This is a genomic window from Paenibacillus sp. FSL F4-0100 (assembly GCF_037993005.1).
Lineage (GTDB): Bacteria > Bacillota > Bacilli > Paenibacillales > Paenibacillaceae > Paenibacillus_AQ.
Window position 1 is genome coordinate 2,529,750 of sequence record NZ_CP150303.1, and the last position, 20,111, is coordinate 2,549,860.

The following is a 20,111-nucleotide window of genomic DNA, read 5'->3' on the forward strand; positions in this document are numbered from 1 at the left end:
AGGAGGGATTCAATATGTCGGTGATTGAAAAAGAAACAGGCTGGAAAGGTTTTAAATCAGGTAAATGGACCAAGCAAATTGACGTTAATGATTTTATTGCAGAGAACATTACTCCCTATTATGGCTCTGATGAATTTTTGGCAGGACCCACGAATAACACCAAAGCACTGTGGGATATCGTATCGGATTTAACCAAGAGAGAACGGGACAACGGTGGGGTACTGGACGTGGATGTCCATACACCTTCAACCATCACTTCTCATCAACCTGGCTATTTGGATAAGGATAAAGAACAGATTGTCGGCGTTCAGACCGATGAGCCGTTCAAGCGTTCGATCCAGCCTTTTGGCGGGATCCGGATGATGATTGATGCGTGCAACGCATACGGCTTTGAAATGCCGCAGGCCGTTGTAGATATCTTTAACGGCATACGCAAAACGCATAACCAAGGCGTGTTTGATGCCTATACTCCAGAGATGAGAGCAGCGCGCAAGGCCGGGATTATTACGGGACTTCCCGATGCGTACGGTCGCGGACGTATCATTGGTGACTATCGCAGAATATCACTATACGGTGTAGATGCTCTTATTCAGGACAAATTGAGAGAACTCGGTGAGCTTGAAGTGGATGCCATGGATGAGCCGGTCATCCGTTTGCGGGAAGAATTGTCTGAACAAATGCGGGCCCTCAAGGAACTGAAGGAAATGGCGGGTATGCACGGTTTTGACATTTCCAAACCTGCAAATACGGCGAAGGAAGCATTCCAATGGTTGTATTTCGGTTATTTGGCCGCGATCAAGGAGCAGAACGGTGCTGCGATGTCGCTTGGCCGGGTATCCTCTTTCCTTGATATTTATATTCAACGGGATCTGGCTGAAGGCAAGCTAACGGAAGAAACAGCTCAGGAACTGGTCGACCATTTCGTTATGAAACTTCGGATCGTGAAATTCCTGCGTACGCCGGATTATAACGAGCTGTTCAGCGGAGATCCAACGTGGGTAACGGAATCCATCGGCGGCATGTCGATAAACGGTGAGACGAGAGTGACCAAGAACAGCTTCCGTTTCCTGCATACCTTGTATAATTTGGGACCTGCTCCAGAACCGAACTTGACGGTGTTATGGTCGGAGAAGCTGCCGGAAGCCTTCAAAAAATATTGTTCGAAAGTTTCCATCGAAACCAGCTCGATTCAATACGAGAATGATGATCTCATGCGTCCGATTTACGGAGACGATTACGGCATCGCCTGCTGCGTATCCGCCATGCGCATCGGGAAACAGATGCAGTTCTTCGGAGCCAGAGCAAACCTTGCCAAAGCGTTGCTCTATGCGATCAACGGTGGTAAGGATGAGAAATCAGGCGCCCAAGTTGGACCGGAATATCCGGCTATCACTGCCGAGGTCCTGAGTTATGATGAAGTCATGAAGCGATTCAAGCCGATGATGGAATGGCTCGCGAAGCTCTATATGAATACACTTAACGTTATCCATTACATGCATGACAAATACAGCTATGAACGGATTGAGATGGCGCTTCACGACCGGGATATCCTGCGCACGATGGCATGCGGCATCGCAGGCCTGTCCGTAGCAGCGGATTCACTGAGTGCAATTAAATATGCAAAGGTGAAGCCGGTACGCAATGAGCAAGGAATTGCAGTGGATTTTGAAATCGAAGGCGAGTTCCCTTGCTATGGCAACAACGATGATCGCGTGGATAGCATCGCCGTTGAATTGGTCGAGACCTTCATGAGCATGATTCGCAAGAACAAGGCTTACCGTGACGCAATGCCGACCCAATCGGTGCTCACGATTACGTCGAACGTCGTATACGGCAAGAAAACAGGAACCACGCCGGATGGACGTAAGGCAGGCGAGCCGTTTGCGCCGGGCGCAAATCCGATGCACGGACGCGATAAGAAGGGAGCTCTCGCTTCGCTGACTTCCGTGGCCAAGCTGCCTTATGAGGATAGTCTTGACGGCATCTCGAACACGTTCTCGATCGTGCCGAAAGCACTTGGTAAAGAAAGTGATATCCGTGTGAATAATCTGGTTGCGATGTTGGACGGTTATTTTGGCAGCAAGGCACACCATCTGAACGTCAACGTATTTGACCGGGAGCAGTTGATCGATGCGATGGAGCATCCGGAGAATTATCCGCAGTTAACGATTCGGGTATCCGGTTATGCAGTTAACTTCGTCAAACTGACGCGTGAGCAGCAGCTCGATGTCATTAACCGTACGTTCCACGGATCGATGTAAGGATGGAAGACAACCCTAGCGGATACAGAAAGGATGACGCACCATGCTAAAAGGTCATGTACACTCCATAGAAACGTTCGGAACGGTGGACGGTCCGGGTATCCGCTTTGTGCTCTTCATGCAGGGCTGTCTCTTGAAGTGTCAATACTGCCATAATCCGGATACCTGGGGACTGCATGAAGGACGCGAGATGACGGTGGAGGACGTGCTGGCTGAGATTGAACCTTATCTGAGCTACTACCGTTCATCGGGCGGCGGGTTAACCGTCTCCGGTGGTGAGCCGACATTGCAGTATCCCTTTGTCACGGAGCTGTTCAAGGAAGTGAAGCGCCGCTGGAATTTGCATACGACGCTGGACAGCAACGGCTATAATGAACCGGAGAAAATCTCGGAATTGCTGGAGTTTACCGACTTGGTGCTGCTTGATCTGAAGCATATCAACGACGAGAAGCATATCAAGCTCACCGGGAAGTCGAACGAAAGGACGTTAAAGACGGCCCGCTGGCTGTCTGACCATGATCGGAACATGTGGGTCCGCCACGTCTATGTGCCGGGCATCCATGACAACGAAGAAGACTTGATTGCGCTCGGTCAATTTATTCGGACGCTGCACGGCGTCGAGAAATTCGAAATCTTGCCTTACCATCAGATGGGCGTTTACAAATGGAAGGAGCTCGGCATGGCTTATCCATTGGAGGGCGTACCTTCACCTTCCGAGGAAGAAGTGGCACGCGCTTACCGATTGATTGGTGAGATACCCAAGAAAATAGAGACAGTCCAGAGCTAATAGATTTCTAATTAATTTCATATATGCGTTACGATTACTGACAACAACCTTTCCCCATATGGAAAGGTTGTTGTTTTTTTGTAGAGGATTTTATCCCTTGGCAAGAAAAATATCGGCCTATCGAAAAATGGAATCGCTTTCTATAATGAAGATGTGAGGAAAACGCCTATCAAATAAACAAGCACTTCGGGAGGGTCAAAGACAATGAAGAAAAAGGGTCTGGCATTATTAATGTCGCTTCTGTTCGTCTCATCCACGCTTTTGTCTGCATGCGGCGGCGGTGACAAGGCAGCAGAAAAACCGTCAGGTGGTTCGGAAGGAACGGTCAGCAATGAGCCGTTTGAAATCACCATTCGCCATACGCAAGTAGGTGAATCCAAGAAGTTTCGTCTGGCAATGCTGAACGATGTTGTCAGTAAAACCGAAGAAGCGGTGCCCGGGCTTAAAATCAAGCTGGACGCTGTAGACTCTGAAGTGAACCGGAAAGAGAAACTGAGAGGCGAGATGGCAGCCGGTAAGCCGCCGGAAGTATTCGATGTGTTCGGCAGCCCGGATGCAGGCGTATATTCCAAAGAAGGCTTGATGCTTGATTTGACCCCAATTTTGGAAGAGCTAGGCATTAAAGATAAATTTTCTACGCTGGACCCATTTACACATGACGGCAAGATCTACGGATTGCCGATTGGCATTTCCATTGAGGGTATTTTCTATAACAAGGATTACTTCACCCAAAAAGGTTTGAACGTTCCTAAAACATTGGCTGAATTGGAGCAAATTGCCGAAACGATCAAAGCCGACGGGAAGATTCCTTTTGCCCAATCCTCCAAGGATGCTTGGATTCCGCTCATGACCACGAACAACCTGTGGAGCTATTACGCAGGGCCAGAGGTTACTTACGGCTTCAAAACCGGGGAAACCAAATGGACCGATCCAAAAGTCGTGGAAGGTGTGAAGAAGCACCAGGAATGGGTTGAGAAGGGATACTTCAAAAAAGGCGAGCTCGGCTTCGAATATGCGGACATGAGAAACCAAATGATCACTGGCGAAGCCATCATGATGATGGACGGATCGTGGGCAAACTCCGTATTTAGAGATCCGGCTCAAGCAGGTGATTTGGTAAATAAGGTCGGATACTTCAACCTGCCTCCGGTTAATGAAGGCGACCCTGTCATCGTCATGCAGGACGCAAACAACGGATATGGGTTCTCGGCAGCGGTAGCAGAAGATCCTCGTAAACTTCAAGCGGTTAAAGAATTCATTAAAAATATGTGGACAGATGAAATGCAGCTGCGCGGTCTGAAAGAAGACGGTGTACTGCCGGCAATGAAGATGGAGCTGGCAACAATGAACTCCACTTCGGATGATCCGCTTATGCAGGACATTTTCAAAGGCGTCAGTGAGATCAGCAAGTCCTTCCCTGCCTTCGATGGCCTTGTTCAAGCAGATGTGAACACCGCACTGAGCATGGGCATTCAGCAGGTCATTGGCGGCGAGCTTGATGCCGAGAAGATGCTGGAGAATGTGCAAGCAGCGCAAGAAGCGGCCAATGCTTCAGAGGAATAACTAAAATTCTAGACGAAAGGGCGCCACCCGCTGCGGTACATGGGGGTGCCCTTTTGCCTAAACAACATCAGACATAAATACGGAGGTTACCATGAATAAAGCGCTGAGAAATCCTCTGATTTACATCGTTTTTGTGCTGCCGGCATTCTTATTGTTTCTGGCTTTTTTCATATACCCGATCTTTACTGCGTTTGACAACAGCTTTACGAGCTGGAACGGCATCTCCAAAGATGTGAAGTACATTGGGCTCGATAACTATGTGACAGCCTTGAATGATGATGCTTTTTGGAAGGCTGTCAGGAACAATGTTTATTTCATTCTCTTTTCCTGTTTGATCCAGGTTCCGACGATCGTATTTTTCTCCCTGTTAATCGCAAACGTGAAGCGTTTGAAGGGGCTTTATAAAACCGCGGTTTTTGCACCATCCATCATGTCGACGGCTGTGATCGGCATTTTATGGGGATTCATTTACAACCCGGACTTTGGCCTGATGAATGAGATTTTAGGGCTGGTTGGAATTGAACCCATCTACTGGTTATCGGATAGCAAATGGGCCATGATTGCCATCCTGATCACGAATGCGTGGCAATGGACTGGCTTTTACATCGTGATGGTTCTTGCCGCAATTCTATCCATACCCAAAGAGCTGGATGAGGCTGCGGCAATTGATGGCGCGACAGGGGTCCAAAGAGCAACCAAAATCACGCTTCCATTAATTATGCCAATTATCTCTGTTGTGATCATGCTTTCGATCGCGGGAGCCATGAAAGCGGCGGACATTATTCTGGTTATGACCAAGGGCGGGCCGGCCGGCTCAACCGACGTTATGGCGACATATATGATTCGATATGCGATCACGAGCTTCAAGCATGGCTTTGGCAACTCGATCGCCGTGCTGATCTTCCTCTTCACGATTATCGTAACGGTGCTCTACCAGGTGCTGGTCGCAAGACGCAACGAAAGGATTGAATACTGATGAGAGCAATAAAGAAACTGATCCCGCACATTTTTCTGATGGCTTACTTGCTCGTCATACTATATCCTTTCCTGTTCGTCCTGTTCTCTTCGGTGAAGGTGGATAACCAGTCTATTGCAACGAACCCTTTTGGTTTGCCGAGCACGCTGATATTTGATAACTATGTGAACGCATGGGTGAACGCCAAGATTAGCACGTATTTCTGGAACAGCTTATACATCGGCGTGCTGTCAGCCTGCTTGTCGATTCTGTTTGCAGCGATGCTGGCCTTTGCCGTGACGCGGATGAGATATAACCGGATTAGCGCCATCGTCTTTCAATGTATTTTGATAGGCATGCTGATTCCGAATAACTCTCTCATGCTGCCGATATATGGCATCATGAGGCAGTTGGATATTTTGAACACACATATGGCCCTGATTCTACCGTATGTTGCCAATGCCATCCCGTTCTCGGTTATTATACTGGCTGCCTTCATGCGGTCGCTGCCCGGTGAAATCGAGGAGGCTGCGGTTATTGATGGATTGAGGTCCGGAGGGTTGTTTGCTAGAATTATCTTACCTCTGACTGTTCCGGCTATCGTTACCGTATTTATTATCAATTTCCTGGGTAACTGGAACGAATTCTTGCTTGCTAACTACTTCCTATCGAATGATGAACTGAGAACGCTGCCTGTCGGCATGGTCGGTTTCAGGGACGCCTACAATATGAACTACGCACAAATGTCTGCGGGTATCATATTCAGCGTGCTGCCGGTCCTTATCATTTATGCCGTTCTGCAAGAGAAGATCATTGAAGGCGTCACCGCAGGAAGCGTCAAGGGGTAATACTAGGAGCAGGAGCATGCGTATGAATTTGCGGAACAAACTATTCACGGCCTTTTTGGGGCTCATTATTATTCCGTTATTTGTGCTGGGCCTATTTACATTCTTTATTACCTACAATTCGATTGAGAAAAAGTACAGCCAGCAAGCCGAATATTCGCTTAAAGCAATCAGCTACAGCATTCTGAACGTGTTTAAGGAGATGGAGTACGTCACGGATAACGGGATTGCCACCTCTGTCTTCGCCATGGCGCTGAACGCCAAGGATCCCGATGCGCAGAACCTGATTAAGGAATCCAATGCGGACCAGCTGAAATTGAACGACAGACAGCGAAGCTTTCGGAATCTTCTATATAATCATCCAGCGATTAGCTATGCGTTTTTATATCATTTTAATAAAGAGTCACCATCGATTCCTATTTTCAGTAAAGAGGATTTCAGAACGCTGCCTTATGAAAAGTTTAAGAATAGTCCCTTACATGAAGAGGTGGTTCGGCTTAACGGAATTCCCAAATGGCTGGCTCCGCACGAATTTCCGGAGTTGACGGGAGCGGATCCGGTATTCACCCAGATCCGGCTGATTAAGGATGTCACGACACTCCGCAAGCTGGGCATTCTTGTCGTCCAGATCAAGAGGTGGGAGTTTGAAGAAATTTTCCGCAATTTGACACTCCCTAACAATCTGCAGAACACATCTTTTATGTTGGTCAACAATGAAGGCTTCATTCTATTTGACCCCAATAACGATATGGATGGTCAAAATATCAGTCAATATATGAAGCATGACGTTGAGTTTAAGCAAGGCTACCAAAGTTTTAAAGCCAAGTTTAACGGCAAAGAGAATATTGTTTCTATTTATCATCTGAATGATTACGGCTGGAATCTCGTCTCGGTGACCGACTGGAACTCGCTATCGCAAGAGGTTACTTCCTTTGCCAAGTGGTTCTTCGTCATTATGGGCCTCTGTCTGGTTACCGCGATTGTGTTCAATCGTCTGTTCATGAATCGGATTACCGGGACGATCGCTGTTATCGTGCGGTTTATGCGCCGTGTGGAAGATGGGGATTTGAACGCGAGAGTTGAAGAGAAGGGAGAGGATGAACTGCTGCTGCTATCGAAAGGGTTCAACAACTTGATGAACCGGATCAACAATCTGTTTGCGCAGATCAAGAAGGAGCAGAGACAGAAGACCGACGCGGAGATGCGTGTGCTGCAAGCGCAGATCAAGCCGCACTTCCTCTTTAACACCTTGGAATCAATCAATGTTCTCGCTGTCCAGAATGAAGGACGCAAGGTCAGTGAGATGGTTTACCGGCTTGCCAGCATCTTGCGGATCAGTATTCAGGAGAAGGAAGAAATTACGCTGGATGAAGAAATCAAGCACTTGCAGAGTTATCTTGAAATCCAGAAGTTTCGGTTTGAGGACCTGTTCGAATACGAGATTGACGTGCCGAAAGAGCTTATGCACAGCCGTATCCTGAAGCTGACGCTGCAGCCGCTGGTTGAGAACAGCATACAGCATGGCTTTGAAGGCATTTCTTATACGGGATGGATACGCATCTCTGCATGGAAGGAACTCGGTAATGTCATTATTCGGGTCGAGGATAACGGACTCGGCATGACCGCTGAGCAGTTGTCCATGTTTGAATATATGGTGTCCGAGGATAACGGATCCGAACAGACGACGTTGCAGAATCTCAAAGTGAACCAGGAACGACGGGGACTTGGGCTGCGGAGCGTGGCTGACCGACTTAGAATTCAGTACGGGGATTATTACGGTCTGTTTATATGCTCAAGCCGCCCCGGCGGCACCGTTATACAATGCGTCATACCCAATTATGACAGGGGGGAAGGGCAGCATGTTGAAGGCATTATTAGTTGATGATGAGGCTCCCATCCTGAACAATCTCAGCAAGGTTCTGCCTTGGGAAGAGATGGGCATGAAGGTTGTCGGACTTGCCCGAAGCGGGATGGAAGCACTTGAAGTAGCGGATCAGTACAACCCGGATCTGATCCTGTGTGATATCCGGATGCCCGTCATGGACGGACTGACCTTTATAACGAAGATTCGGGAGAAAGGAAGCCGGGCGGAGATCTTTTTGCTGACGGGATATCAGGAGTTTGAATATGCCCGGGAAGCAATTAAGCTGGGCGTCAAGGATTACATCAGCAAGCCAATTCATTACGGGGAACTCGAGATGAAGATTCGTGATATCGGGGAGGAAATCCGCAAGAAGAGGGCGAAAGAGAAGTATTACAGCACCGTTTCGCTTATTGATGAGGCTCCGAATCCCGAAGCCGTAAAGAAAACGCCGGAACAATTGGTAACGTCTGCTCTGGAGTATATCAATACCCATATGGGGCAGGATTTGGGGATTGAGGAGCTTTCGGAGCATCTGGGCATCAGCTCCAGCTACTTCTGTTTATTGTTTAAGAACCATGTCGGACTCACCTTTGTGGAGTACTTGACGAGACAGCGGATGGAGGCAGCCAAGTTCCTGCTGGTGAACAGCGATAAGAATATCGCTCAGATCGGCTCCTTCGTCGGTTATCATGAGCGGCGGTATTTTACCAAGGTATTTCAGAAGGCTACCGGCATGACGCCATCCGAATTCCGGGAAATGTCCGGAGAGGCAACGGTATAGGTTTTGATAGGACCCATGCAGGCTGCTAAAGTCATCACTAGATCAATCCCGCCTGGCTTGCAAAGTCCTTTAAATTGATAGAAGGTAGGTATGAAATCAATGAAATGGACGGCAGCAGATTTATCGTTAGAACAAAAGGTAGGACAAATGTTTATATGCGGCTTCAACGCGCTGACGCCGAATGAGCATGCCAAGATACTGATTGAACAATATCAGGTCGGGGGCATCTGCTATTTTCGCCGGAATGTGAAAACGCTGCCTCAGCTTGCCGAACTGTCGGAGTCCTTACAGCAGCTCGCATCGGACAGCCAGAAGTTCCCGCTTCTGATCTCGATTGATCAAGAGGGCGGTATGGTTGCGCGAATTGATCATGAAGGCATCAGCCGCATTCCGGGGAATATGGCGCTTGGAGCAGCGGGTAGCGCGGAGGATTCGTACAGGGTAGCACAAATCGGGGCACGCGAATTGCGTTCACTTGGTGTAAATATGAACTTCGCTCCTTGTCTCGACGTGAACAACAATCCTCGTAATCCGGTCATCGGCGTGCGTTCCTTCGGCGAAGATCCTCAAGCTGTTGCCGCTCTTGGGACTGCGGCAATGAAGGGATACCAGGAAGAAGGTGTATCCGCTACGGCCAAACACTTCCCGGGCCATGGCGACACCAGCGTCGATTCTCATCTCGGGCGGGCTTCTGTACCGCATGATTTGGAACGGCTCCGCAGCGTGGAATTGTATCCGTTTGCGCAAGCGATCCAGAACGGCGTGGACGCCATCATGACGGCTCACGTCAGTTTCCCGGCGATAGAGCCGAGCGATCTGCCGGCGACGCTCTCTCATGCCGTGTTAACGGGTTTGCTGAGGGAGGAGATGGGGTTTGAAGGTCTGATCATAACGGACTGCCTTGAGATGCACGCAATCTCCAAAGAGTACGGGATTCCGGAGGGCGCGATACGCGCGATCGAAGCGGGTGCGGACTGCGTACTGGTCAGCCATAATCTATCTGAGCAGACGGCCGCGATTACGGCCGTCATTGAGGCTGTCCGCAGCGGGAGACTCCCGGTAGAGCTGATCGACAAGGCTGTAGATCGGATATTGGCGCTTAAGCAGCGTAATGCAAAGCTCGCTGAGGAGCTTCCGGTCTACCCGATTGGCGAGGTTGCGGAAGAGACCAAACAATTGCTGGCTCAAATTGCAGGCAGAGGAATCACGCTGGTGAAAGACGAAGGGCAGCTGCCTCTTAAGCCGGAGCAGGCCGTTGCGGTGATCTGGCCTGAGCTGCTTCAGGCAACCCAGGTGGATGAAGCATGGAGCAAGAGCTACACCTTAGGGGATGCCTTGAGAAGTTACGGGGTTCAGGCAGACGATCTGCGTGTCGGAACGGATATGTCTGATGAAGAGGTAGAGCAAGCCGTTAAGGCAGCTGAAGGATATAAACAGATTGTAGTAGCTACGTACACCTCCGAGAGCCGTCTTCCCGCCGGCCAGCAGAAGCTGGTGAACAAGCTGGTTGAACTTGAGGATGTGGCACTTGTTATCGTCGCTACCCGTAATCCCTATGATATCAATGATCTTCCGCCGGTTCCGACGTATTTGTGCAGCTACGAGAACACACCTTATTATATGAATGCAGCCGCGGGTGTCTTAATAGGACGGGTTACGCCTGAGGGCAAGCTCCCGGTAGGAATCAGCGAGATTTATCCGCTTGGCTGGAGCGGTAATCAGGACTATGTCAATAATTAAATAAGGGTTGCTCAAACCGGAGCCTTCCTACCCAGGAATGCTCCGGTTTTCCTATTTTCCAGCCTTTTCTGAGCAACTTTTCGGGAAAGTCCGCGTCTAATAGTATGTCCAATAGAGGCAGACAGACTATACTGAGAGTTTTAAAGGAGTAGAGAATGAATTTCAAGAGAATCTCGATGATTACAGTCCTTGCCGCGGCCCAGGTATCCATGGCATTTCCCGCGGCAGCTGAATCACCGGATATTACAGCTCCGGCGCTAAATAGCCAATCAGCGCTGCAGTCCCCGGTGGAAGGACAAAGCCAGCAGAGTGGAGAACAACAGACGGACTTGCAGCAAGCGGAGGAAACATCAGCAACGCCAAAGGAAACATCTTCTGATTCAGTCGAAGGTACGATTAGCGATCCGAATGCCGAACCTTCTGCACCCAATGAACAGCAGGAGGATACGGAAAACGATCCTTCCGATAATGAGGTTTCAGAGAACGAAGAGGGCAGCCCATCCGGAGAGCCCGAAGTCAGTACTTCCAATGTTTCGGCGAATGAACTTGTACTGATGATGAACAGCAATGTGATGTACCATAACGGCAAGAAATACAAAGCGGGTCAGCCGATGGCTGTGAAGCAAGGGGTATCCTATGTCGCCATTCGCGCCATGGTTGAACGTGCAGGACTGAAGCTGTCTTACGATAATAAAACGAAGGAAACCATCATCCTTAAGGATGGTAATGAACTTCGGTTTACGACAGGAAGCAGCAACTATAAAGTCAATGGACAGGTACGTTCGATGAAAGGCCCTGCCTACCAGAGCAACAATGTGTTTATGGTTCCGTTAACCGCGATCACGCAAGCGCTTGAAATTCCATACCAGGTGAACCAGCCCGAGAAGAAGGTTATTCTCGATCTATCCGGTATGGGCAGCGGCAACGGTAATGGTGAACAGCCAGGCGGAAATAACGGTGGGGGATCTGGCAGCGAGGTTCCGAATATACCGAATCTCGGGCCCAATGACCTCATCTTGATGATGAACAGCAACAAGATGTATCAGAACGGGAAAGCGTATACGGCAGGTCAGCCGATGGCAGTTAAGAACGGCGTATCCTATGTTGCCATTCGCTCCCTCGTTGATCGTGTCGGCCTGAAGCTGACCTATGACGGAAAGACTAAGGAAACGATTATTATCCGCGGTAACGATGAGCTTCGTTTTAAGACGAACAGCAGCGTTTACACCGTGAACGGGGTCAGAAAATCGATGAAGGGACCGGCTTACCAGTCCAACAATACGTTCATGGTGCCGCTGACCAGCATTACGCAGGCGCTGGACATCACCTATCGGGTGGACCAGCCGAATAAGCGGGTTATCCTTAGCTTGAGCGCAAAGCCCGTAGCTTCCTTCACGGTGCAGCCTGGTGAGATCCTCGCCGGACAAACAACGGTTACGTATAAGACAAATGCCTATTCGCCGACGGGCCTGGCTATTGTTGACGAGCATTGGGAAGGCCGGGAAGAGATTTTTGACGAACCCGGCGTGCATACGGTTTCCTACTCGGTACAGGATTCCAGCGGGGAGTGGAGCGACCCGTATATATTGAGCATTCAAGTATCCGCTCCGAATACGCCGCCTGTTGCCATGTTCGAAACGGATAAACAGGAATATAAGATCGGTGAGAAAATAACGTACATGAATATGAGTTATGACAACGATCCTGGCGATGAGCTTACGTATAAGTGGGAAAACAACGATCAGGCCTTTTTTACGGCAGGACCGCATAAAGTGCTGTTGATTGTTACTGATAAACATGGAGCGACCAGCTCATACGAGAAGATTATCAACGTAACGAGCGAAGTATTGTATACGCGTGATCAATTCAATCAATTGTTTACGGGCATCGGCGACAAATACACCTTTGACGGATCCGCTGTGCCGACATGGAATCTGATGCCGATTACAAGAAGCTCCGAACCTTATCTGTTGATTCGCAGCAACTCTCCGGAAACCGTCTATCAAGAGGGTATCGTCTACCGCGAGGTCGGCAATGCCAGCACGCGATTCATGATCCACCACTTGAACGCAACCGGGAAGAACATGAAGATGTACGTCGTCGCCACTAACATCAACACCATGACAGCGCGTCTGACAACCGAGTATACGGGAATAGGCGGTCCGATTAATATACCGACTGCCACGGGAAAAGCAGCTGTTCAGCGCTACCTCGAGTCTATGCAATCAGCTGATTCATTCAAGACGATCTCGCTCGCGCCTGGGGAAAGCCGGGTCATTCTGCAAGACTTGAGCGCGCAAACCTTGAAGAATCAGCAGGTGCTGTCCATGTTTGCTGATCTCTATTCGGATTCACCGATCCGGTATGATGTCATCATGATTGATGAAGCCAAAGATCCGATTCAAAAGCTTCCTTACCTGAAGCTCCATCCGAGCGATGGCGTTCATAACCGGGGAACGTACCCGGACTCGACACGGATCATTGAATCCCATGATCTGGTTGGCAACACGCCTACCCGTCTAGCGCTCGGTGACAAGACAAACGATCCGAATCTGGAAGGGTATGACGGCATTAACGGTTCATATCAATCCAATGCCGGGAACTTTGGTGTGCTTTACAAAATCAAGCTGCACCGCGTAGCGCCCAATACGCTGATCACGCTGAATCCGCGTGGAGGCAAGTACATGGGTGCGCTGATGGTGAACGGAACTATCATTCAGACGCCGAATACAAGCGGAGGCGCTATATCTGCACCGAATGAAGCTGCCGTTCTCTATCGTACGGGGAATTACGAGCAGACCGTGGAAATCCTGTTTACGGCGGCGCCGGGAAGCAGCTTGCCAATCAACTTCCTGTTCCAGCCGCTTCCGCAAGTGAAGAACTAATCCATTATTTATTCATAACAAAGGGACAGCCTTACAGCCAGCACATGGTTAGGGTTGTCCTTTTTGTTGGCTGATATAAAGGGAGCTCGTCAAATACCAAGCGTTTCGCGTCCCAGCGGCGCAGTACCTTGCAGGGGTTTAGTCTATCCACAACCGCTTTCATTGACGCTGTCTTATTTTTCAGGCATTATAAGGAGAGAGTATCTTCAAGTAGAGGAGGTTACCTCCGTATGCTTACGACGGAACAGATCATCGACGCCATGTCGGAACATGGGCTGCGCATTACCGATCAGCGCAAGACGCTTGCCAAATTGTTTGGGGAACATCCTGGATATTTGACGGCCAAGGATGTGTACGAATATATGGGCCGGAAGTACAGCGGTTTGAGCTTTGATACAGTGTACCGGAATCTTCGGGTATTGTACGAGCTCGGTGTATTGGAGCAGGTAGTGTTCGAGGAAGGCATCAAGTTTCGAGGACGATGCAGCGAAGAGCATCATCATCATCACATGATTTGCCTGCAGTGCCAGAAGACGTACCCGATTACGTTTTGCCCGATGCAGCTGACCGATGCACCGGATGATTTCCAGGTGGTTCAGCATAAGTTCGAAGTGTTCGGCTACTGCCGGGACTGCGGCAAGGACAATACCGATAAGGAAACTTCACCAGCCAGTGGAGGAAAGCGGGACAGCCGGGTATGAGCACGGCACGTAGGGTAGTGAAGGTGCCGATACACTTCTATCGGAAATTCATTTCTCCGTTGAAACCGGCGACTTGCCGATTCTACCCGACCTGCTCAGCCTATGCACTGGAAGCGATTGAGGTACACGGCGCGCTGAAGGGCTCCTGGCTGGCGGCCAAGCGAATAGCAAGATGCCATCCGTTTCATCCAGGCGGCATTGACATGGTTCCACCGCGCAAGGATAAGGTGTCGTCTTCATTGACAGAGAAATAGCGTTTTTGGGGCATCCTAATCGATACGAAGCGGAATGGCATGCTGTCTTTGGACATAGCAATCCCACGGAACGCGACTCACCTTGACACACCGCAGCCCGTTTGATTAAAATGTAAGAAATTATAGGTATATCCGAGGAAGAGATAAGTACGAAAAGCTTGCCTTGAACAGAGAGCCGGAGCAGCTGGAAACCGGTCTTGGCGAATTTCGGAAAATGGTCTTGGAGGATCCGCTTTTGAGCGCTGCAGTCCGGGTAATAAGGCTGCCGTAAAGAAGCGGCGTGAGCCAGCGTTAATGGACGGCCGGATGACGGCAGATGAGCCTGTTACCCGTAAGGGGACAGGGAATTTGGGTGGTAACACGTGAGAACAACTCTCGTCCCATGGGGACGGGGGTTTTTTGCTGTTTACTGCTGTTTTTCAATAAGAGATTACTTGGTACAAACAATCAATTTCACGGTAAAGGAAGGTTACTATGGCAGACAAAAAGACGTTTTATATTACAACGCCAATCTATTACCCAAGCGACAAGCTGCATATCGGCCATGCTTATACTACGGTGGCCGGCGACGCCATGGCTCGTTACAAACGGCTTCGTGGATACGATGTCCGTTATTTGACGGGGACCGATGAGCACGGACAGAAGATTGAACGCAAAGCGGCGGAGGCTGGGAAAACCCCGCAGCAGTTCGTTGACGACATTGTGGCAGGCATCAAAGACCTGTGGAAGAAGCTGGACATATCCAACGAAGATTTCATTCGCACAACGGAGCAGCGCCACACCAAGGTTGTGCAGGAGGTATTTGAACGTCTGCTGAAGCAAGATGACATCTACAAGGGTGAATACGAAGGCTGGTACTGCACGCCTTGTGAGTCGTTCTTCCTGGAACGTCAGCTTGTCAACGGCAACTGTCCGGACTGTGGCCGACCAGTAGAGCTTGTGAAGGAAGAGAGTTACTTCTTCCGCATGAGTAAATATGTGGACCGCCTGCTCCAGTATTACGAGGAGAATCCTGATTTCATTCAGCCGGTATCCCGCAAGAATGAGATGATCAACAACTTCATTAAACCGGGTCTTGAGGATCTGGCTGTGTCCCGGACGACCTATGAGTGGGGCGTGAAGGTGAAGAGCGATCCAAAACACGTGATCTATGTGTGGATTGACGCACTCCTGAACTATATAACGGCACTCGGATACGGTACGGAGGACACCAGCCTGTATGACAAATACTGGCCGGCCGATGTTCACCTGATGAGTAAGGAGATCGTCCGTTTCCATACGATCTATTGGCCGATTATTCTGATGGCGCTCGATGTTCCGCTTCCGAAAAAGGTGTTTGCTCACGGCTGGCTGCTGATGAAGGACGGGAAAATGTCCAAGTCCAAGGGGAATGTGGTCGATCCGGTTACGATGATTGACCGGTATGGTCTCGATGCGCTTCGTTATTACCTGCTGCGTGAAGTTCCATTCGGAGCGGACGGCACCTTTACGCCGGAAAGCTTCGTGGAACGGGTGAACTCCGACCTGGCCAATGACTTGGGTAACCTGTTGAACCGTACCGTGGCCATGGTCGATAAATATTTTGACGGAGTCGTTCCGGCTTTCTCCGCTGGCGTAACGCCGTTTGATGAAGCGATCGAGGAAGCAGCTAAGTCGGTTTATGAGAAAGTCGAAACCGCTATGGAGAATATGGAATTCTCGGTTGCGCTGACGGCGATCAGCCAGTTTGTCAGCCGCAGCAACAAATACATTGATGAGACACAGCCATGGACGCTGGCCAAAGACGAGAGCAAACGAAATGAACTGGCATCTGTCATGAGTCATTTGGTGGAGACGCTCCGTGTGGCATCGATCCTGCTGCAGCCGTTCCTGACCCGTACGCCGAAGAAAATGTGGGATCAGCTCGGTCTGGCGGAAGGCGAATGGACGAATTGGGAAAGCGGACGCCAGTTCGGAGCCATACCGGCTGGAACGAAGCTTCAAAAGGGCGAGCCGATATTCCCACGCCTGGATACAGAGCAGGAAGTGGCTTACATCGCAGAGGCGATGACAGGCGGTACGAAGGCCGCCCAGGAGGAACCTACGACCTCGGCAGCAGCTTCGTCCGCCGAAAGCACGGAGGAGCCTGTAGAGCTTAAAGAGGAAATCGGCATTGAGGATTTTGCCAAGGTCGAGCTGCGCGTAGCGCAGGTAATCGCTGCTGAGCCGGTTAAGAAAGCAGATAAGCTGCTCAAACTGCAGCTTGATCTCGGATTTGAGCAGCGGCAAGTGGTATCCGGCATTGCGAAGTTCTACAAGCCGGAGGAATTAGTCGGACGCAAAGTGATTTGCGTAACGAACTTGAAGCCGGTGAAACTTAGAGGTGAAATGTCGCAAGGTATGATTCTGGCTGCCTCCCACGGCGACCAGCTGACGCTTGCAACGGTGCCGGATGGCATGCCTAACGGCGCCGTTGTCAAATAAAAAGCTCTCTCATTGAATTAAGTCGCGATAGACGGTGTACCCTGTTAAAGGGTACGCCGTTATTTTTTCCTTTAATACGGGGGATATAACATCTCTATTGAAAATTAATAGTAATTTTTACGATTTGGTTGACAATGATGTTTGCCTGCTCTTATAATCTTGTTAGTAAAGATTACGATTAATTGAACGGAGCGGATATGGGAGATGAACATGAACAAGAGAAAGAGAGAAAGTAAACTTAATAGTTGGACCTGGAGTGTAACCTCTATATTGTTGGCGGTACTCATCCTGTCGGGGTGCGGAAGTAAATCTGGCGGCAGCATTGTCGAAGGCAAGGTAAACGTCATTACGACCTTTTATCCAATCTATGAGTTTACGAAGGAAATTGGCGGGGACGACGTCAATGTTGTAAATCTTCTGCCAACGGGTGTGGAACCGCATGATTGGACACCGCGCAGCCAGGATATCGTGAATACTTCCAAGGCCCAGCTGTTTCTCTATAACGGTGCCGGATTGGAAGGCTGGGTACCTGGGTTTCTGAAGGGACTTGATAAAGATACGCAAGTTAAGCCGGTTGAAGTCAGTCACGGGATCAAGCTGATCGATGCCGTGGGAGACGATGGTCATGGACACGGGGCAGCAGCTCATGAAGAAGAGCACGATCACAGCCATGAGGAAGGCACCGAAGAAGAGCACGATCACAGTCATGAGGAAGGCACGGAAGAAGACCATGCGGGCCATGAACACGAGGAAGCGGCCGCTGGGACTAGCGCCGACACACATCATACGGATCCGCATACATGGGTAAGCCCGAAATCGGCACTGGTCATGGCAGAGAATATCAAGAATAGTCTTGTCGAGGTGGATTCCGAGCATAGGGACGGCTACGAACAGCGCTTTGAAGCCCTGAAAGAGAAGCTGGTCAAACTGGATAACGATTTCACAAGCGAGTTGTCCAAAATGCCGAAAAAAGACATTGTCGTTTCCCACCAGGCATTTGGCTATCTGTGCCGGGATTATGGCTTGACGCAGCATGCGATTATGGGACTTTCGCCGGACGCGGAGCCCAGAGCGCAGGATATAGTAAACCTGACCAAAACGGTGAAAGAGAAGGAAGTCAAATATATTTTCTTCGAAGAGCTCATATCGGATAAACTTGCCAAAACGCTGGCGAATGAAGCGGGCGTGGAAACCTTGGTATTGAATCCCGTGGAGGGACTGACGAAGGAGCAGGCAAGCGGCGGTGACAATTATTTCACGCTGATGGAGAAAAATTTGCAAAATCTAACGAAGGCTTTACAATAAGGAAGATGGGGGAGCATATCCCCCTCTTCTTTCGTGTTATGAACGTTTATGATGTTCATATATTTAGATAGAAAGACTACAGAGAGAAAGGCGGCCTGGTTATGGAGCCGGCAGCACAGGATTGCCACCAACCTATTGTACAAATCAAGGATGTATCCTTTCATTACCGCGAGCAACAGGTGATCAAGGATCTCAATTTCACCATAAAAGAGCGGGACTTTGTAGGTATTGTCGGGTCTAATGGGGCAGGCAAAACCACGTTACTCCGCATGATTGTTGGATTGCTGCCTGCCGCGGAAGGGTCTATCGAACTCTTCGGTCAGCCGATCCGTAAGTTTCAGGACTGGGAGCGAATCGGGTACGTTCCGCAGAAAAATTCGTTTAATCCACTGTTCCCCGCCACTGTGCGCGAAGTCGTCATGTCCGGGCTATATAATCGGAAGAAAATGTTTCGCCGTTTGAACCGTCTGGACCACCAGAAATGTGAGGATGCTCTGGAAGTGATGCGCATTCAGGATATTGCTGATAAGCGGATCGGCGCTCTGTCCGGTGGACAGCAGCAGCGCGTTTTTCTCGCCCGGGCGCTCATTAATCGTCCGGATCTTCTCATACTTGACGAGCCTACGATCGGCATTGATGCCGATACCCAGGCCGGATTCTTTGAATTGATTACCCATATGCATGCCCATCATCGCATGACGTTTTTGATGGTTACCCATGATTTGGACATGGTTAAAGACTACTTGGGAGAATCGCCGGTATCGCAGAACGGGAAAATTCAGTTTTTTGTAAGGCATTCTCATGATATCGAAAACTGCGCAGAAGTGGATCTGCAGCATTCGCTCGTATAATGTATAGAAACAAACTTTTTGAAGCAGGAGAAGGGGACGTTATCATTGCTTGATATTTTGTTTAGCGATTTTTTTCAGCGGGCGCTGATCGGAGGAGTTCTGATCGGTATCACAGCCCCGCTAATCGGGATATTCCTCGTGCTGCGCAGACTGTCCATGATCGGCGATACGTTGTCACACGTCACGATTGCGGGTGTGGCACTCGGATTTCTGATCGAAGTATATCCGCTTGCCGCAGGACTTGTATTTGCGGTGCTGGCCTCGTTTGCGATTGAGAAGCTGCGAAAGGCTTATAAAAGTTATGCCGAGCTGTCAATCGCCATTATTATGTCTGGCGGCGTTGCGCTTGCTTCGCTGTTTTTCACCTTGGGAATGGGCTATAATACGGATGTTATGAGTTATTTGTTTGGCAGCATTTATACGCTGGATTCTACCGATATTTATATGGTGGGCGGTGTAACCGTCGTTGTCATTGCGGTTGTGGTTATGTTCTTCAAGGAGTTTTTCCTGCTCAGCTTCGAGGAGGATGCAGCCAGTGTCAGCGGCCTGCCTGTCAAAATGATGAACATGATCATTACCGTACTAACTGCGCTTGTCGTAAGCACCGCCATCAAAATTGTGGGTGCGCTTCTGGTCTCCGCATTGTTGGTGATTCCGGTAGCGATCAGTTTATTGCTGGCGAGAAGCTTCCGAAGCTCCATCGTATTATCGGTTATCATCTCCGAAATTGCCGTTATCGGGGGACTGATGCTTGCAGGCATATTTAATTTGGCACCTGGCGCGACTATCGTGCTGCTGCTAATCAGCTTGCTTATCATTACGCTTGTCGGCAAAAAGGGCTTTACGACATAAGGGG

Annotated in this window: 15 protein-coding genes and 1 other annotated feature; all 15 genes read left to right on the forward strand. The window is 49.6% G+C overall.

The genetic code is table 11. The features are described 5' to 3' along the window. Positions 1 to 14 precede the first annotated feature (14 nt). On the forward strand, positions 15 to 2,261 hold the full coding sequence (gene pflB / locus MHH48_RS11135) for a formate C-acetyltransferase (protein WP_076320848.1): 2,247 nt from the start codon (positions 15 to 17) through the stop codon (positions 2,259 to 2,261). 43 nt (positions 2,262 to 2,304) lie between these two features. Then, entirely contained in the window at positions 2,305 to 3,048 is a 744-nt protein-coding gene (gene pflA / locus MHH48_RS11140) for a pyruvate formate-lyase-activating protein (RefSeq protein ID WP_076320849.1), read from the forward strand. Positions 3,049 to 3,252: 204 nt separating this feature from the next. Next, the gene (locus MHH48_RS11145; protein ID WP_076320850.1) at positions 3,253 to 4,611 is read left to right on the forward strand and encodes an extracellular solute-binding protein; all 1,359 of its coding nucleotides are present in this window, start codon (positions 3,253 to 3,255) and stop codon (positions 4,609 to 4,611) included. Positions 4,612 to 4,702: 91 nt separating this feature from the next. Then, entirely contained in the window at positions 4,703 to 5,587 is an 885-nt protein-coding gene (locus MHH48_RS11150; RefSeq protein WP_076320851.1) for a sugar ABC transporter permease, read from the forward strand. Then, positions 5,587 to 6,414, forward strand: a complete 828-nt coding sequence (locus tag MHH48_RS11155; RefSeq protein ID WP_076320852.1) for a carbohydrate ABC transporter permease — start codon at positions 5,587 to 5,589, stop codon at positions 6,412 to 6,414. Before MHH48_RS11150 ends, MHH48_RS11155 begins: the two co-directional genes overlap by 1 nt. A gap of 22 nt (positions 6,415 to 6,436) precedes the next feature. Beyond that, positions 6,437 to 8,293 carry a sensor histidine kinase gene (locus tag MHH48_RS11160; protein WP_076321317.1) on the forward strand — a complete coding sequence of 619 codons (1,857 nt, stop codon included), beginning with the start codon at positions 6,437 to 6,439 and terminating at the stop codon, positions 8,291 to 8,293. Next, positions 8,271 to 9,056 (forward strand): response regulator, encoded by a 786-nt coding sequence (locus MHH48_RS11165; RefSeq protein ID WP_076320853.1) that lies wholly within the window; start codon positions 8,271 to 8,273, stop codon positions 9,054 to 9,056. Before MHH48_RS11160 ends, MHH48_RS11165 begins: the two co-directional genes overlap by 23 nt. A gap of 99 nt (positions 9,057 to 9,155) precedes the next feature. After that, positions 9,156 to 10,796 (forward strand): beta-N-acetylhexosaminidase, encoded by a 1,641-nt coding sequence (nagZ, locus tag MHH48_RS11170; protein ID WP_076321318.1) that lies wholly within the window; start codon positions 9,156 to 9,158, stop codon positions 10,794 to 10,796. Positions 10,797 to 10,951: 155 nt separating this feature from the next. Further along, a complete protein-coding gene (locus MHH48_RS11175; RefSeq protein ID WP_076320854.1) occupies positions 10,952 to 13,681 on the forward strand; it encodes a copper amine oxidase N-terminal domain-containing protein in 2,730 nt (909 codons plus the stop codon). 230 nt (positions 13,682 to 13,911) lie between these two features. Beyond that, positions 13,912 to 14,382 carry a Fur family transcriptional regulator gene (locus MHH48_RS11180; RefSeq protein WP_076320855.1) on the forward strand — a complete coding sequence of 157 codons (471 nt, stop codon included), beginning with the start codon at positions 13,912 to 13,914 and terminating at the stop codon, positions 14,380 to 14,382. Further along, entirely contained in the window at positions 14,379 to 14,636 is a 258-nt protein-coding gene (gene yidD / locus MHH48_RS11185; protein WP_076320856.1) for a membrane protein insertion efficiency factor YidD, read from the forward strand. Before MHH48_RS11180 ends, yidD begins: the two co-directional genes overlap by 4 nt. A gap of 126 nt (positions 14,637 to 14,762) precedes the next feature. Then, positions 14,763 to 15,022 (forward strand) — a binding site (T-box leader). An 88-nt stretch (positions 15,023 to 15,110) separates the two neighbouring features. Next, the gene (metG, locus tag MHH48_RS11190; RefSeq protein WP_076320857.1) at positions 15,111 to 17,099 is read left to right on the forward strand and encodes a methionine--tRNA ligase; all 1,989 of its coding nucleotides are present in this window, start codon (positions 15,111 to 15,113) and stop codon (positions 17,097 to 17,099) included. A gap of 210 nt (positions 17,100 to 17,309) precedes the next feature. After that, the gene (locus MHH48_RS11195; RefSeq protein WP_076320858.1) at positions 17,310 to 18,404 is read left to right on the forward strand and encodes a zinc ABC transporter substrate-binding protein; all 1,095 of its coding nucleotides are present in this window, start codon (positions 17,310 to 17,312) and stop codon (positions 18,402 to 18,404) included. 101 nt (positions 18,405 to 18,505) lie between these two features. Then, complete coding sequence (locus MHH48_RS11200; RefSeq protein ID WP_076320859.1) at positions 18,506 to 19,255, forward strand: metal ABC transporter ATP-binding protein; 750 nt, start codon at positions 18,506 to 18,508, stop codon at positions 19,253 to 19,255. 45 nt (positions 19,256 to 19,300) lie between these two features. Beyond that, a complete protein-coding gene (locus MHH48_RS11205; RefSeq protein ID WP_076320860.1) occupies positions 19,301 to 20,107 on the forward strand; it encodes a metal ABC transporter permease in 807 nt (268 codons plus the stop codon). Positions 20,108 to 20,111: the final 4 nt, after the last annotated feature.